Raw genomic sequence first — 15311 nt, 5'->3', positions numbered from 1 at the left:
TATTTTGTTGCCAATACTTACCAGCCACAGCGGTCGATTAGCGCTGCGACGACGCCGGTCCACCCGGTTTGATGCGAAGCACCAACCCCACGTGAGTTTTCACCATGAAAATACTCATAAAAAAGAACCAGATCTTTAAAATGGCTTTTCCTGTACAGCGCTACACCATCATTCACAGGACGGTGCCCGTTTTTGTCGGGGAGAAAGATTCTGATGAGCCTGTTTGAAAGTTCGTCAGCTACCTCATTCAGGTTAGCAAAGTGACCCGAACCGGTAGGTAATTCAACCTGAAACGTATCCCCGTAGTAATCATAGTATTTTCTTATTGACTCGATCAACAGGTAGTTCATGGGCATCCATACAGGTCCCCGCCAATTAGAGTTTCCGCCAAAAAGATGTGTGGTTGATTCCCCCGGTTGGTAGTCCATGCCGAATTCTTCACCATCGATATTGACCCGGTAACCCTGCCGGTGGATTTTTGATACCGATCTTATGCCTCCCGGTGCCAGGAATTCACTTTCGTCTAACATCGCCTGCAGCAGTTTTTTTAATTTTTCTTCATCGACCAGGGAAAGCAAAATCGAGCCATGGTCTCTTAGTTCCCGTATAACACAATATTCGCCCAACTTGTTTCGGTATTTTACAAACCAGTTGAGTCTGGAAAAAAAATCAGGTACTTTTTTGAGGAGTTTTGTGGCTATAACCTCTACCCCGAATAGTGTCGATAGCCCTACCAGTGACCTTACTTTCAAGGGAATGTACCTACCGTCCGGTATAGCCAGAAGGTCGTAGAAAAACCCTTCCTCCACATCCCAGGCACTGGCCCAGTCATGGCTCATCCTGTTAATGGCTTCGGCAATGTAGATAAAATGTTCAAAAAATTTGGTGGCTACATCCTCGAAAGCATCGTCTTCGGTGGCAATTTCGAGGGCCATATGCATCATGTTCAGGGAATACATGGCCATCCAGCTTGTTCCATCTGCCTGCTCCAGTACGCCTCCTTTGGGCAACTGATTGCTGCGGTCAAAAACGCCGATGTTATCCAGCCCCAGAAAGCCGCCTTCAAAAATATTTTTCCCTTTTTTGTCTTTTCTGTTAACCCACCAAGTAAAGTTTAGCATCAGCTTTGAAAAAACCCTTTTCAAAAAGTTGATGTCGCCGGTTCCGGTTTTATTTTTTTCTATCTCATAAACTTTCAGGGCTGCCCAAGCCTGGACAGGGGGGTTGACATCACTGAATGCCCACTCATAAGCGGGTATCTGGCCATTGGGTGCCATGTACCATTCGCGCATGATCAGGATGAGTTGATTTTTGGCGAAACCGGGATCGATCAGGGCCAGTGGGACGCAATGGAATGCCAAATCCCAGGCTGCGTACCAGGGATATTCCCATTTGTCCGGCATGGAAATAATGTCGTTGTTATTGAGCGTTTGCCATTCGTGATTCCGGCCAAACTTTTTCCTGTTTTCGGGCGGTGCGGGCTGTCCGGGATCCCCATTTAACCATTCCGGAATGTCTATGTGATACAACTGCTTGGTCCACAGCATCCCGGCAAATGCCTGCCTTTGTACATTGGCGGTTTCTTTATGGCCGTTTTCAGGTATGAACCGACTGTAAAAACTATCTGCCTCTTTTGCCCTTTCACGGAAGCTTTCGGTGAAGGTTTCCTTTAATGGATTTTTGCTGAAAGATTGTGCAGAGAGTCTGAGATTTACCGCACATGATCCGCCCCCTTTAACCATAAATTTGTAATAGGGCGAAAACTTGGTACCGGCATTATAGTTATTAAAAAACTGAAAATCATTGTTGATTACTGCATCGTTGATGCTGTCTTTGACGAAAGGCTGCTTGTTGGGGTAATTAAACAATCTTTCGGAGTTTGTCTCATTTTCAGTGAACAGGAACCTTTCCGGTTGGTCGAAATACAAATAATAATCCCCGAGGATTTTGTGATCGGCATACACCCCGCCAAATCCCTGAAGGTTTTCAATTTTTTGTATGACCGGTTTAAAATCGATTTTATTAAACGACCATAGATTTCTGAACCATAAGGTGGGCAGCACTACTAATTCTGCCTGCTTTTTGCCCCTGTTGTATGCGGATATCTTGATTAAAATATCATCGGGCCCTTCCTTGGCATATTCGATGTAAACATCGAAATATTGATCATGATCGAATATCCCTGTATCAATTAGTTCATATTCCTTTTCCAATTTAGATCTCGCTGCATTGGTATGCAGCAAATCGCTGTAGGGAAATGCAGCTTGCGGATACTTGTACAAATATTTCATGTACGAGTGGGTAGGGGTATTGTCCAGGTAATAATAGAGTTCCTTTACATCTTCCCCATGATTACCTTCAGAGCCTGTTAGGCCATACAGCCTTTCTTTCAAAATCGGGTCTTTGCCATTCCACAATGCCAATGAAAAGCACAGGTTTTGAAATTCATCGGAGATGCCGGCCAGTCCGTCTTCGCCCCACCGGTAGACGCGGGACCTGGCGTGGTCATGGGGGAAATAGTCCCAGGCTTCACCGGTGGCACTGTAATCTTCCCTTACGGTGCCCCATTGCCGTTCACTTAAGTAAGGTCCCCATTGGAGCCAATTGATTTTACCGTTGTAATGGTCATCAATTCTTTTTTGTTCTGCAGATATATTTTTCTTTGCCATGGAAAACTCGGTTGGAATTTGATAAATTAGCCATTGGTCGTAAAACCCGGATAACAGGTCATTGCACCATCTACGAAAATGGTTGTTCCGTTAATATAGTCCGACTCATCGGAGGCGAGCCATGCAGCGGCCGCTCCGATATCGGAAGGTACACCGATTCTTTTGTAAGGGATCAGCTCATTGAGCTTTTCAAGTGCTTCGGGTGTTTCCCAAGCATCTTTGTTGATGGGGGTTTGTATAGCTCCCGGAGCAATGCTGTTGGCTCTGATTTTTTGGGGCCCATATTCCTGGGCGATGGTTTGCATCAGCATCACCACGGCGCCTTTGGAAGCGGCATAGTTGGCGTGGCCGGCCCAGGGTATGATTTCATGCACCGAGCTCATATGAATGATCTTGCCCATGGAACAGGATACGTCCTCTTTCAGCCCCCGCCTTAAAAACTCGCGAATGGCCTCCCTGGCACAAAGAAACTGCCCGGTCAGGTTTATATCCAATACCAGTTGCCACTCTTGGAGGGGCATTTCATGCAAAGCAAAATCACGTTGAATGCCAGCATTGGCTACGCAAATATCGACGGTGCCAAACTGATCGATGGTTTGCCTGAACATGGCCTGTACCGCTTCTTCCTTGCTCACATCGGCTTTTATGGCTATACCGGTTCCGCAAAGTTCATGCTGGCAAATATTATGCGCCACCTCTTCAGCAGACTCGGGGTTTGAAACATAGTTAACCACTACATTGGCTCCGTCTTTACCCAGGGCCATGGCGACAGCCTCTCCGATTCCTGAGTTGGCACCGGTTACAATGGCAGTTTGGCCTTTTAACCTGTCGTTGGGTTTTTGGTACATATTTAGGTGTTAGTTAATTTATTGATAATCAGTAATTATTGTTTTGTGTGAACGGCTATTTTTCCGCCGATTTTTGTTCTGATACGGTACAGGCTGGAATGGGCAGTCAGATATAATGATTTTCCAACATCACCCCAAGCCATGTTAGCCGGTCTTTCCGGGGCTATAATTTTACCCAGGTATTTCCCTTCGGGTGATATTATCCAGACACCCCCGGGGGCAGAGACATAAATATTTCCTTCGTGATCAACCTTTAGGCCGTCCAATGCTTCATTGTCATCTGTTAAATTCATGTTAAAAAACTCTTTTCCATCAGTTAATGATCCGTCTTGCCGCACCGAATATTTCCAAATTGATTTGGTGTTGTGTACGTTACGAATGTCCCAGTTGCTTACATACAGATATTTTTCATCAGGGGAAAAAGCAATGCCATTGGGCCCGCCCAAATCAGCGGCCACTTTCAGCACCTTGTTATTTATAATACAATATACAGCCTGATCCGGTTGCTCTTTTTGCGGATCTTCATAAAATTTTTCTAATCCGTAAGGTGGATCGGTGAAATATATGGCGCCATCAGACCTGACCACCAGGTCGTTGGGGCTGTTTAATCTTTTCTGATCATATGAGTCTGCCAGTACTGTCACAGGTCCTTTTTTTTCATGTCTTATTACCCTTCTGTTTCCATGTTGGCAAACAATCAGTCTGCCCTCATTGTCAATCGCCAATCCGTTTGATCCCGGTTGCCTGATTTTGCCTATGTCAAAGCCTGTATACCCGGATTTGGTGATGTAAACCGACACATTACCTGTAGCATTGTCATACCGGTATATTACGTTGGTATTGGGGTCGGTGAAAAGCAAATAACCTTCCGGATGCCATACCGGGCCTTCGATGAACTGAAATCCGGTGGCTAACTTTTGGATTTTAGCGTTTTTATCTAAAATGTTGTCGATTTCCGGATTTACCCTGGCTATGCTTCCGAGGTTTTCCCAACCGGCATACACGGGCTTTTTACTGTAAAAATCCAGTGTCGCCGAACGTAACCAGATGTAATTGGAAGGTGGGTCAGCCATAGGACCGTTGATGCCCAGAACAGCGATTTGAAATTCCTCGCCCACTTTGGCATGTTCGGTCAATAAAACCCTGTTTCTGGCATTAAATCCTTTCACAACTTTCCCTCCGGACTGGCCAAAGGCTTTATTTAAACGTCCGTTAACCCAAATTTCCGCATAGTCGTCCACTACAATTTCAAAAAACACCCTGGAATTCCGGGTGTTAAAATCTAGGATTTTTGGTGGAATTTTAACCTTTATCCTGTACCAGACGAGCGAAAACAGGCCACTTCCTCTTCTTTTTTCCAGCGTACCCTGGTCCAGTGTTTCCCATTGGCTGTCATCAAAGTCAATAGCTCCGGCTTTTGGATGAATGTCCCTGGTTTTGATTTTTTTGCCGGTAGGATACAGGTACTGCTTATCTTTTCCCTGTGGCCCAGGGGCCTTGAAGTCCGCAGTTACTACTTCTGCCGGAAGAAATTTCCATATTGCTTCAACCAGTTTTACGCCTTCTGCCGATCGAAGATCGACAATAGCCTCAGGCGTACCCATCGATAGCTCTACGGATTCCTGAGCATGGGCAAAAAGCGGAGGCGTAATTATTATAATTATTATCAGGTATTTCATTTGTTTTAAATTTGATTGGGCTATAGATCACCCGGCAAGACTAAACGTAAATAGCACGCTTAACCGATGCCTCATGCCAATACTCATAGGTGAACTACTGAAAATTAACCTTTAATCCTGCCACAGCACAATAGCCGTCATACTTTGGCGCATATTTGTCAGGGTTTCCATCAAACAATTGCTTGTTTGCTATGGAAGTGAAATGATAGGTGGCGTGCTGGTAAAAAGACGCGTAGGTGCTTGTACCTTTAACAGGTTTGTTTTCGGTGAAATAAGCTACCACATCATAGCCATTCAGCATGACACCTTGTTGGTTTACATTGACCAGTGAATACTCTTTTGTTTGGTTGAAAGTATTCAGGTTGACGGTCAAAACGAGCAATAATATACTTAACATTTTCATAGGGTTTTTTAAGGGCAAATAAAAGTATAAGTGGGATTTACGTCTGTTGTATAAAATACATCACTCCGTAATTAGCAACACATGGCCATTGGGATCTCTGACCAGAAATCCACTTTTTGCGTTAAAGTGATATTTTTGCAAGTCCACAATCCGGTTTGAAATAAATGCTGCCCCGGCTTTTTGTAATTTTTGATACACTTGTTTAATATGCTGTACTTTCAATTCGGTATGCCAGTGCCATAAATCATTTGGCTTGGAATTTTCAGGATAGGGCCTCCCACCGGGAGGAGCCAGGTAATTTAAAAACTCCAGGCCCATGCCTTTATCTCCATGCAGTCCGGTAATGAGCAGCCGGGCTCCGAAAACCTGGTTCAGGTGTTCCTGTTCGGGGCCATAATTTTCACTTTGACCGCCCACCTGCATGCCGAGGATATCGCGGTAGAAGATCAAGGACTCCTGCGTATTGGCCACTGCAAAGGCGGTATGATCAATGCCAAGCAATAACTGATCTCCTGTGGTCTGCCAGCGTGGATTTCCTTTGCCTGCCGGAAAATAAATGATCTCCAGGTTGTGGTCATCCGGATCCCGGAAGTAAAATGCGCTGATCCCGGCCGCGGCCGGGATGTAATCGGGCAAAGTTTGTGGTGACGTGGAAACGTGCTTTACGTGGTGTTGCCTCAGTCGCGCATAGGCCCTATCCATATCGCTCACCACAATGGCAATGTGATGAAACCACAGGTCATTGCTTTTTGAATCCATAGGAATTTTTCTGCCACCTTCCTGTGCCATGAATTGTATCAGCGCTATTTTTTCTTCGCCCAGGGTCAGATGTGCCTTTCTGATTCTTACATTGTCCATTCCAAACAGTTGATCGAGCGCTTTGCCATGTTCGATTGTTTCAAAGATTTTTTTGAAATTTAAGACTTCCTCAAAGAACCGGGTGGATTGACTCAAATCGGCGACTGTCATAGAGACCATGCCGACTTCTTCTACTTTCTGGGCCAGTACATTGGCTTGCATGCCCAGGACCAGCAGGAGGTACAGCACCATTTTTCCTCCGACAAACCGGATGTCCCGGCTCCCCCGCCTGGCGCCAGCGTCCCGCTTGTGCCGGGTTAGCCTTTGTGCCCTTTGTGCCTCCGTGTCTTTGTGGTGAAGAAAGGTTAACCACAAAGGCACAAAGACACGAAGTTTGTTTACGATACGCCTCATCGATTATCAGCTATTTTCCAGAAGATGGTCACCAACCCTGAGGGCATTGGCTATAATGGTTAAACCAGGGTTCACTGCTGAGCTTGAAACGAAGAAGCTGCCATCTACCACATACAGGTTATCCAGGTCGTGGGCTTTGCAGTTTATATCCAAAGCCGAGGTGGCTGGGTCGTTTCCAAACCTTACCGTTCCGCATTGATGGGCTGTTCCTGCCAATGGAATTTTTTTACCTAAATAAATAGATTGGGAAAACAATTGCTCTTCACAGCCCAGGTGTTTCAACAGCTTTTTCAGTTTGCCCATTAGCCGTTTATGGCCCTCCAGATTGTTTTCTTTATAAAACAACTGCAACTGACCATTTTTATTCACCATGACACGATTATCCGGATCAGGCAAATCTTCTGAGGTAAGCCAAAAGTCGACGGCGTGTTTAGCCATGTAATCCAATGCCATGTTCGGAGCAATCGCCGGGGCATCGCCCTTAAGCATTTCGGCGTTGGATTTTCCCAGCATTTGAATGTGGCCCAGGGGATAGTCCCAATCGTCGCTTCCGAAATAATAGTCATTTATTGCAAAGGTCTTACCAAACCGGGTTGGGTTAGGTTTTTTTGAAATGGCCAGCATGGCTGAGTTGTTATGGCACATGTAGTATCTGCCCACTACGCCAGAACTATTGGCCAGTCCATCCGGATGTTTATCATTGGCTGAACGGAGTAGCAGGGCGGCAGAATTAATGGCACCACAGGAAACAATCACTTTGCCGGCAGTGAAAATTTGTTTTTCCCCGTTTCCTGAGGTGTGAACTTCTTTAATCGTTTTTCCTGAATCATCAGTCACCAGTTTTTCAACCAAGCAGTCTGTTAACAATGTTACATTCCTATGTTGAAGGGCCGGTTTAATGCCGATGACATGGGCATCGGCTTTTGATTCCGTGGGATCGGGAAAGCCATCGAAAGACCCCATGACAAACGGGGCCTGCCCTCCGGAACTTTCATCGGGTAATTGCACACCTACCGGTAAGGGGAAAGGATGCAGCCCTGCTTTTTGAAAATCATCGTATAACTCCTGAATACGAGGTTCCTGTGGCAGGGGATCGTAGGCATATGGTTTGCTGGCTGGGGGTTCTGTAGGGTCGATTCCTCTTGATCCGTGAACGTGGTATAGTTTTTCAGCCTGACAATAATAAGGTTCCAGGTCTTCATAAACAATGGGCCATGCAGGGGAAAGGCCCCCATGATGTTTGATTTCGCCAAAGTCTTCTTTTCGAAATCTCAACAAGGCTGCCCCGTATACTTTTGTGTTGCCACCCACATAATAATGAATTCCGGGATGAAATTCTTTTCCTTTCGCGTCAAGCCAGGTTTCCCTGGCCTTGTATTTGGCTTCGGTAAAGACCGCTCTGGTACTCCAGTTATCCTCTTCCCTGGGCGGGAAACCGCCCCTTTCAAGGATTAATATCTTCTTTCCTGAGGAGGCAAGTTTGCAGGCGAGTGTGCCACCTCCCGCCCCAGTGCCGATAATGATAAAGTCGTAGTTCATCTGGTTATGATTTTTGAATAGTAAGATGGTCGATCAGTAAATTTTCACGTATCCGGTCAAAGAATCATTACATTCGATAAGAGACAAGGTAGCAAAGACAAAATGTCCTGTCACTGCAATGGTTTGAAGAGGGCTTATTCGAAGTTGTGGATGTCCACAATCTCAATCTGTCCTTTCGAATAATTAATATCCCCTGCTTCCCGCAATTGGTTAAGAATATTGGTCACGGTGACCCTGGTACTGCAAATAAGACTGGCAATATCTTTATGGGTCAGATAATTTTGTAATTTAACCGTGCTTCCTATCTGCTCGCCTTCACTGGTAGCCCAGTCTTTGAAAAAGTTAATAAGACGGCTTTTCACATCTTTGAGATAGGCTACGTTTTTGAATCTGTTTTCAATTTTTCTGTACTTTTCCCAAAGCTCGGTATTTAATTTCAATGAAAAGTTTGGGTTATTCTTTATGAGATCATTGATCACCAGGGAGGGAATTTTACAAATAAGTACGCGGCCGGATATCACTTCCACATATTCAAAGTTTAAATGATTTCGTGTGGGCAGCAGGTCGCCAAAAAAATCATTTTCCTTTAAAACATCTTTGATGAGCTCATTGCCTGCGCAGTCTATCTCACATAGTTTGATCTTACCGGAAATGATAAAATAAGTATATCGCACCAGTCCACGGCAATGGCTGATGGTTTCGCCTTTTTTATAAGTCTGGTACTTCAGGTTTTCCGATATAAAATCAAATTGCGGTGGTGTTAAATCCTGGAACAGGGGATTGTATCTCAGGTGGTCCGCTGTCTGGTCTTTTTTAGTTGATGGGATCATTCTCGATTAGTTTTTCGATGTCTTCAATTAGTTTTTCAGAAGAGGTAATACCTTCAATCTTATTGACTATTTTACCCCTTTTAACAAATAGTATGGTTGGAAATTTATTTAACTGATAAGTCCTGATCAACTCTGAATCTGACTCCAGGTTGATCTGATAAAAGTCCAGGTACCTGCGATAGTCCCTGGCCAGTTTTTTGATGATCGGGTCGATGATGTAACTGCCTCCCAACCAATCCACTGTAAACTCAAATAAGGCCAGGGATTGTTGTTCCCGGATTTTCTTGCTGAAATCGTCTTTGGATAGTTTGTGATAATAGGAAATCAAAACAGATTTTTAGCTCATCTTTATCCAAAAGGTATGCCAATCTGCTTTCTAAATAGCAAAGATTTGATTTTCAGTATTTTATATAAAATCTTGCAAAAAAATCCCAATCAGTATTTTCTCATATATCAGAAATATTCTATTATACGAGAAAACTATTTTTTTATTCCCAGCTTATTCATCCTGAAAAAAAGTGTCTTTGGATTCATGTTCAACAACTCCGCCGCCCCGTTTTTTCCACTCACCTTCCAGCGTGTTAATTCAAGGGCTTTGAGAATATGTTGCTTCTCGGCCTCTTCCAGGGTCAGAAAGTCGGGTTGATTTTTTATGGTAGGCATTTTGTTTTCCAGATGCATTAGCTGCAGCGTGGTACCTGTGCTTAGAATCATGGATCTTTCTATTACATTTTCCAGTTCCCTGACATTACCCGGCCAATGATAATTTATCAGGTTATTCAATACTTTTTTAGGGATTTTATTGATTGACCTGCCAACGATAGGTTCGTGTTTTTGCAAAAAGAAATTGACAAGAATGGGAATGTCTTCGGCCCTTTCTCTCAGGGGGGGAATGTGGATGGGGAAGACATTAAGGCGATAATAAAGGTCTTCCCGGAACTCGCCTCTGGCGATAGCCTGTTCGAGTTGCCTGTTGGTAGCAGCGATCACCCGCACATCGATAGGGTGGGTCTTATCGCTACCTAACCGCTGAATCTCGGATTCCTGCAACACCCTTAACAATTTGGCCTGTAACTCAATGGGCATTTCTCCTATTTCGTCCAGAAAAATTGTTCCTTTGTCGGCGAGCTCGAATTTTCCTTTTCTCGTTGAAATGGCGCCGGTAAAAGCGCCTTTTTCGTGACCAAATAGTTCACTTTCAATCAATTCGCGTGGCAATGCAGCACAGTTAACCTTGATCAATGGACATTTACTCCGGTTACTGATGTTATGTAAAGCCCTGGCCAGTAATTCCTTTCCTGTGCCTGATTCACCGGTGATCAGAACGCTGGTCTTGGTATTGGCGACTTTTTCAACGTTTTGCAATACCTCCCTGAACAGTGGGCTTTTGGTGACAATGTGGTTAAAGTCATGCTCCAGCTTTATTTCTTCCTTCAGGTAGAAATTTTCCTCGGTTAACTTATCATTGGCAACTTTCAAATCATGAATAAGCTTTTTATTGTCTTTTCTTAACTGGTAAATCTCGCAGGCCCGCTCAAGGACATACTTCAGCTCATTCTCATTCCATGGCTTGGTAAGGTATTGATAAATGCCGCATTCATTGATAGCTTTGATGAGCACGCCCATGTCCGAATAGCCCGTTAAAATAATTCTTGTGGGTTCCGGAAATTCAGCCACCAGTTTTTTAAAAAATTCGAAACCGGTCATTTCGGGCATCCGTTGATCTGCGATGACTACTTGAACCTGGTTCTCCCTGAGTATTTCGAGTCCTTCGTATCCGGTTTCAGCGAGGAATATATGAAAGTCCCATTTAAACGTGGCTTTAAAAGCCCGTAGGTTAGAAGGTTCGTCGTCTACGTATAAAACGCTGTACTTTTTGTCTGCCATCAAAAAGGTTAATTATTTATTTTTTGGCACTTTGATCATGAATTTTGTGCCTTTTCCAGTTTGGCTTTCCACACTGATTTGTCCACCGTGTTCCTTGACGATGTTGTAGGAAATTGATAAGCCAAGGCCTGTTCCCTGCCCAACCGGTTTGGTGGTGTAAAAAGGTTCGAAAATTTTTTCCCTGGATGCAGGAGGAATCCCTTTTCCGTTATCACTAATGCTTACGCAGACATGCTTTTCATCAGATTCGGTTTCAATGGTAATGATTCCGTTTTCCATAGCTTTCAGTTCCTGGATAGCATTGATGACCACATTCATAAAAACCTGGTTTAACTGGCCTGGCAGGCACTGTACCACCGGGTCACTGGCCTTGAAATCTTTTTTAACGGATATATTATTTTTTAGTTGATTAGAAAGCAGCAACAAGGTTGATTCAAGCCCCTTGTGGATGTCTTCATGTACTGAGTCGACATCGGCACTCCAGACAAAGGTTTGTAAACTTTTGACAATTTGTGCCGTTCTTTCCGCACCTTCCTTGATGGTGGGGATCATTTCTTTTATATCTTTTTTTAAATCCTCATAGTCCAGCGCCTCCTTTTTCTCCAGAATAGCCAAAAGCTGTCTTTTCAGATTCTGCTCGCCATTTAGTTGTTCGTATTCGCTGATTATTTCGAGGAATCGTTGCAGGTTTTTATCCAACCCGTTAATTCCGTTGAAGATAAAATTAACCGGGTTATTGATCTCATGGGCTACACCGGCAGTGAGCTGGCCGAGAGAGGCCATCTTATCGGCCTGGATTAACTGGCTCCGCGCTTTTTGCAATTTTTCCTGGGCCTTCAATTCTTCAGTGATGTTATCAAACATGATCAACTGGTATTTTGCTTTTCCTGAAAAATCGGTGATCATGGAGCCTGCCGCTGTCACATATATGGTATCACCCGCTTTGTCGATGAGCCTTTTTTTTCTTTGATAAAACTTCGATTCATTAAAAAGGCTGTTGTTACTGCTCTCATGCCTGGAAGGAAGCAAGTCTTCGGGATGAACAAAATTTTGCATGGATTTACCCTTGATTTCTTCTTCCGGATAGCCCAGAATTTGACAAAACTGTGGATTACATTTTATAATGGTTTTTAAATCCTTGTCAGCATAAGCGATACCAATAGGGCTTTGTTCGTAGATATTTCGAAACAGGGCTTCGCTTTCTTCCAACGCTTTTTTGTTTTCTTTCAGGGTCCTGGTTCTCTCCTCAACCAGCCCGGTCAGTTTTATATTTCTGTTGCGGATAGTCTGCGTCCTGATCCTGAAAAATGCAAACAAAAATAAGCCAAAAAGCAGAACAGCGCCCCATTGAAACCATAGCTTTTCCCAAAATGGGGATTTTATAATGATAACGATAGAGAGACCCTCATTCCAATCCCTTTGGTTATGACAGCTTTTGACCTTAAACTTATATACACCACCGGGTATATTGGTATAGGTAGCATATCTTCGCGGCCCCACATAGTTCCAGTTTTTATCAAAACCCTCCAACTGGTATTGATAGACTGTTTTTGGTGCCGAGATAAAGTCGATGGCCGAATAACGAAAAGTAAACAGGTTGTCCCTGTAACTAAGAAATACAGTATCGGCCATCATTATAGATTTACGGAGGGGCCTATTGTCGCCGATGTCTGCCTTTTTATTGAAAATATCGAATCCGGTTAAAAGAATAGGTGCCGGGAAATTGTTTTCTTTGATGTTTTCCGCAGAAAAAATGTTAAAACCGTTGATGCCGCCGAAAATTAGCTGTCCCTGCCTGTTTTTAAAAGCAGCATTGGTATTGAACTCGTAACTTTGCAGCCCTTCGCTAACGTCGTAATTAAAAAAAATTTCATCGCCGGTGTCAAACCGGCTAAGCCCTTTGTTGGTACTGATCCAAAGATGCCGGTTGTTATCTTCCAGGATCGCATAGATCACTTCATTGGCAAGACCGTCACGCGTATTGTAACATTTGAATATCCCTTTTTGGGCATCATATTTATTGAGTCCTCCGGAAGTACCCACCCATAATATACCTGATTGATCTATGAATATGGTTCTGACAAAATTGTGGCTCAGGCTTGTGGAATCTTCGGCTGAATGGATAAAATGATTCGTTTTACCGGTGATTTTGTTAAATCTTATCAACCCTTCTTCCGTGCCTGCCCAAATAAAATCACCGTCATGTTTTAAATCCCGTATAGAGTTGATTTTCAATTTATTATTACCGACATCGAAGTAAAAACGACAGAATTTGCGCGTGGCCGGGTTAAAATGGTTCAGTCCATAGGCAGTGCCAACCCACAGGGCATTATCCTGGTCGGCTTTGATCACCCTGACAACATCATCACTGATCGTTGTGGAGTCATTTTCCACCGTTTTGTAGCTGGTTAAATGATTGGCGCCGATGACGAATGTAAGCAGCCCTTCCCCTTCAGTGCCCAGATACATTTGCGGCCCCATAGATTCCATCGATTTCACAATGGTATTACTTAGCTTTTCATGTATAGCCTGATTGGGATGTGTGGTAACAATATGGCCTTCCTTACTGTCATACAAATGTAAGCCCCCTTCCGTACCTAGCCACAGATATGGCCCATTTTCTTCTATTGCCCATACCTTGTTGTTAACAAGGTCATTTTTTTGAAAGGGGTCGATAAGCATTGGATTGAATTGAAATGAGAATGGATCCAGGCGATTTAAGCCACTCCCTGTGCCAATCCATAAATTGCCGGCATTGTCTTCCAGGATAGAATGAACCGTATTATTACTCAGGCTATGGGGTTGGCCGCCCTGATGCCGGTATACATGAAACCGTTTTGTTGCAGGGTTGTACCGGATCAGTCCGTTTTCAGTACCAAACCAGAGGGTTCCGTCTCTCCTTTGCAGGCCGCATCTAATGAAATCATTACTTACCGGGCTGTTTTGTGAAGTAAAATGGGTATAGTTTTTCAACTGTGCGTCATATTTAAAAATGCCCACATCGGTGCCTACCCAGACATTTTGATCGTTATCTTGAATGATGGCATTGACCATGCAGGCGTTGATACTTTTTTCAGGAGGCCGGTTGTCTGTGATTTGTTGAAATTGCCGGCTTTCCGTGTCGAACCGGAATAATCCCTCTCCGGAGCCAATCAGCAAAATGGAAGCTGATAGTTGGCAGATAGACCTGATGATATTCCGGTTATTATTGGGGGGTGGGTTAATATAGTACCTGGAAAAGGTGTTATTTTGGTAGTCGAATTTGTTCAATCCTTCGGCTGTACCCACCCAGATGTCTCCCTGGTGATCCTGGAAAATGTTGGTGACATAACTATTGCTTAAATTGTTTTGATTATTGGGATCAAAACTAAAATGTTTGCATATTTCTGTTTCTACATTTAGTAAATCCACCCCCGCAGCATTTCCAATCCAGATATTTCCTTTTTTATCATCTAAAACAGCCATTATTTCATTGTCACTGATTGAACCGGGGTCTTGAGGGTCTCGCCTCATGGTGACAAATTCGTAGCCATCATATCTGTTGAGCCCGTCGGCGGTACCTGCCCACAAAAACCCCATCATATCTTGCTCCAGGCTGAGGATGGTGGACTGGGATAAGCCCTGATCAACTGATAGCTGGGTAAATCGGACGTTATTTGTTTGTGACCAGGCCGGGTTAAACCAAAAGTTACCTATCAGTAATGCGTATAGGCTGAGTTTATTCACGCTCCTCACTTTTTTTTCCAAAGGTATAAAATGCCCCTAAAATGAAAGTGTTTTGACTTAAATAACTAAATAAATGGTCATATTCAAGAAATACCGTAAACTTATTCACTGTATAGTGTGTTCCCGCACCCACATTCATCCCCCATTTTTTTTCTGTAACTTCTTCTTCAGTATCGGTATAATCTTCTTTTTCCTGACTGTAGTTAAGGCCAATCACCGGGTAAATGCCTAATTTATGGGCGACTTCAAATATGTAGTGTGCGTTCAGATTGATTTCAAAGAGGGAAATATCAATTTCTTCACTGGTACTGTTTTCAGTTCGTTTTTTAAAATAGGTGAATTCAGGCCCAAAACAAATTCTGTTATCGGCCAGGTTGTAATATCCCCTGAAATTGATGCCAGGTTCCCTAATGTCATCTCCATAAGCCAGTCCGGCGCCTACGCTGTATGACTGAGCCATTGCGCATTGCACCATCAGACATTGAATGAGTACAACGCAAATAATAAACGTTTTCATT

Annotated in this window: 11 protein-coding genes; all 11 read right to left on the bottom strand. The window is 43.7% G+C overall.

Annotated features, from left to right (window positions below):
- Positions 1 to 17 precede the first annotated feature (17 nt).
- The 11 genes from AC04NP_RS16170 to AC04NP_RS16120 all read right to left on the bottom strand — a co-directional run bounded on the left by AC04NP_RS16170 (position 18) and on the right by AC04NP_RS16120 (position 15310).
- Entirely contained in the window at positions 18 to 2669 is a 2652-nt protein-coding gene (locus AC04NP_RS16170; protein WP_482860853.1) for an MGH1-like glycoside hydrolase domain-containing protein, read from the bottom strand.
- A 26-nt stretch (positions 2670 to 2695) separates the two neighbouring features.
- A complete protein-coding gene (locus tag AC04NP_RS16165; RefSeq protein WP_482860852.1) occupies positions 2696 to 3517 on the bottom strand; it encodes an SDR family oxidoreductase in 822 nt (273 codons plus the stop codon).
- Between the two features lie 35 nt (positions 3518 to 3552).
- Positions 3553 to 5196, bottom strand: coding sequence for an SMP-30/gluconolactonase/LRE family protein (locus tag AC04NP_RS16160; RefSeq protein ID WP_482860850.1), 1644 nt, complete (start codon positions 5194 to 5196; stop codon positions 3553 to 3555).
- 94 nt (positions 5197 to 5290) lie between these two features.
- Positions 5291 to 5593, bottom strand: coding sequence for a YHS domain-containing (seleno)protein (locus AC04NP_RS16155; protein WP_482860849.1), 303 nt, complete (start codon positions 5591 to 5593; stop codon positions 5291 to 5293).
- 66 nt (positions 5594 to 5659) lie between these two features.
- The gene (locus AC04NP_RS16150) at positions 5660 to 6811 is read right to left on the bottom strand and encodes a VOC family protein (protein ID WP_482860848.1); all 1152 of its coding nucleotides are present in this window, start codon (positions 6809 to 6811) and stop codon (positions 5660 to 5662) included.
- A 6-nt stretch (positions 6812 to 6817) separates the two neighbouring features.
- Positions 6818 to 8350, bottom strand: coding sequence for a GMC oxidoreductase (locus AC04NP_RS16145; RefSeq protein ID WP_482860847.1), 1533 nt, complete (start codon positions 8348 to 8350; stop codon positions 6818 to 6820).
- 134 nt (positions 8351 to 8484) lie between these two features.
- Positions 8485 to 9180 carry a Crp/Fnr family transcriptional regulator gene (locus tag AC04NP_RS16140; protein ID WP_482860846.1) on the bottom strand — a complete coding sequence of 232 codons (696 nt, stop codon included), beginning with the start codon at positions 9178 to 9180 and terminating at the stop codon, positions 8485 to 8487.
- Positions 9164 to 9508 (bottom strand): thioredoxin family protein, encoded by a 345-nt coding sequence (locus AC04NP_RS16135; protein WP_482860845.1) that lies wholly within the window; start codon positions 9506 to 9508, stop codon positions 9164 to 9166. The genes AC04NP_RS16140 and AC04NP_RS16135 overlap by 17 nt, the downstream gene beginning before the upstream one ends.
- Positions 9509 to 9660: 152 nt before the next feature.
- Positions 9661 to 11067: a sigma-54-dependent transcriptional regulator gene (locus AC04NP_RS16130; protein ID WP_482860844.1), complete on the bottom strand. Its 1407-nt coding sequence runs from the start codon at positions 11065 to 11067 to the stop codon at positions 9661 to 9663.
- A gap of 12 nt (positions 11068 to 11079) precedes the next feature.
- Complete coding sequence (locus tag AC04NP_RS16125) at positions 11080 to 14793, bottom strand: sensor histidine kinase (RefSeq protein WP_482860842.1); 3714 nt, start codon at positions 14791 to 14793, stop codon at positions 11080 to 11082.
- The gene (locus AC04NP_RS16120; protein WP_482860841.1) at positions 14786 to 15310 is read right to left on the bottom strand and encodes an outer membrane beta-barrel protein; all 525 of its coding nucleotides are present in this window, start codon (positions 15308 to 15310) and stop codon (positions 14786 to 14788) included. Before AC04NP_RS16120 ends, AC04NP_RS16125 begins: the two co-directional genes overlap by 8 nt.
- Between the last annotated feature and the right edge of the window lies 1 nt (position 15311).

It is taken from the genome of Agaribacillus sp. DX54 (genome assembly GCF_056858335.1).
Note: the sequence above shows the minus strand (reverse complement) of the source record. Positions and strands in the feature narration are given on the sequence as shown.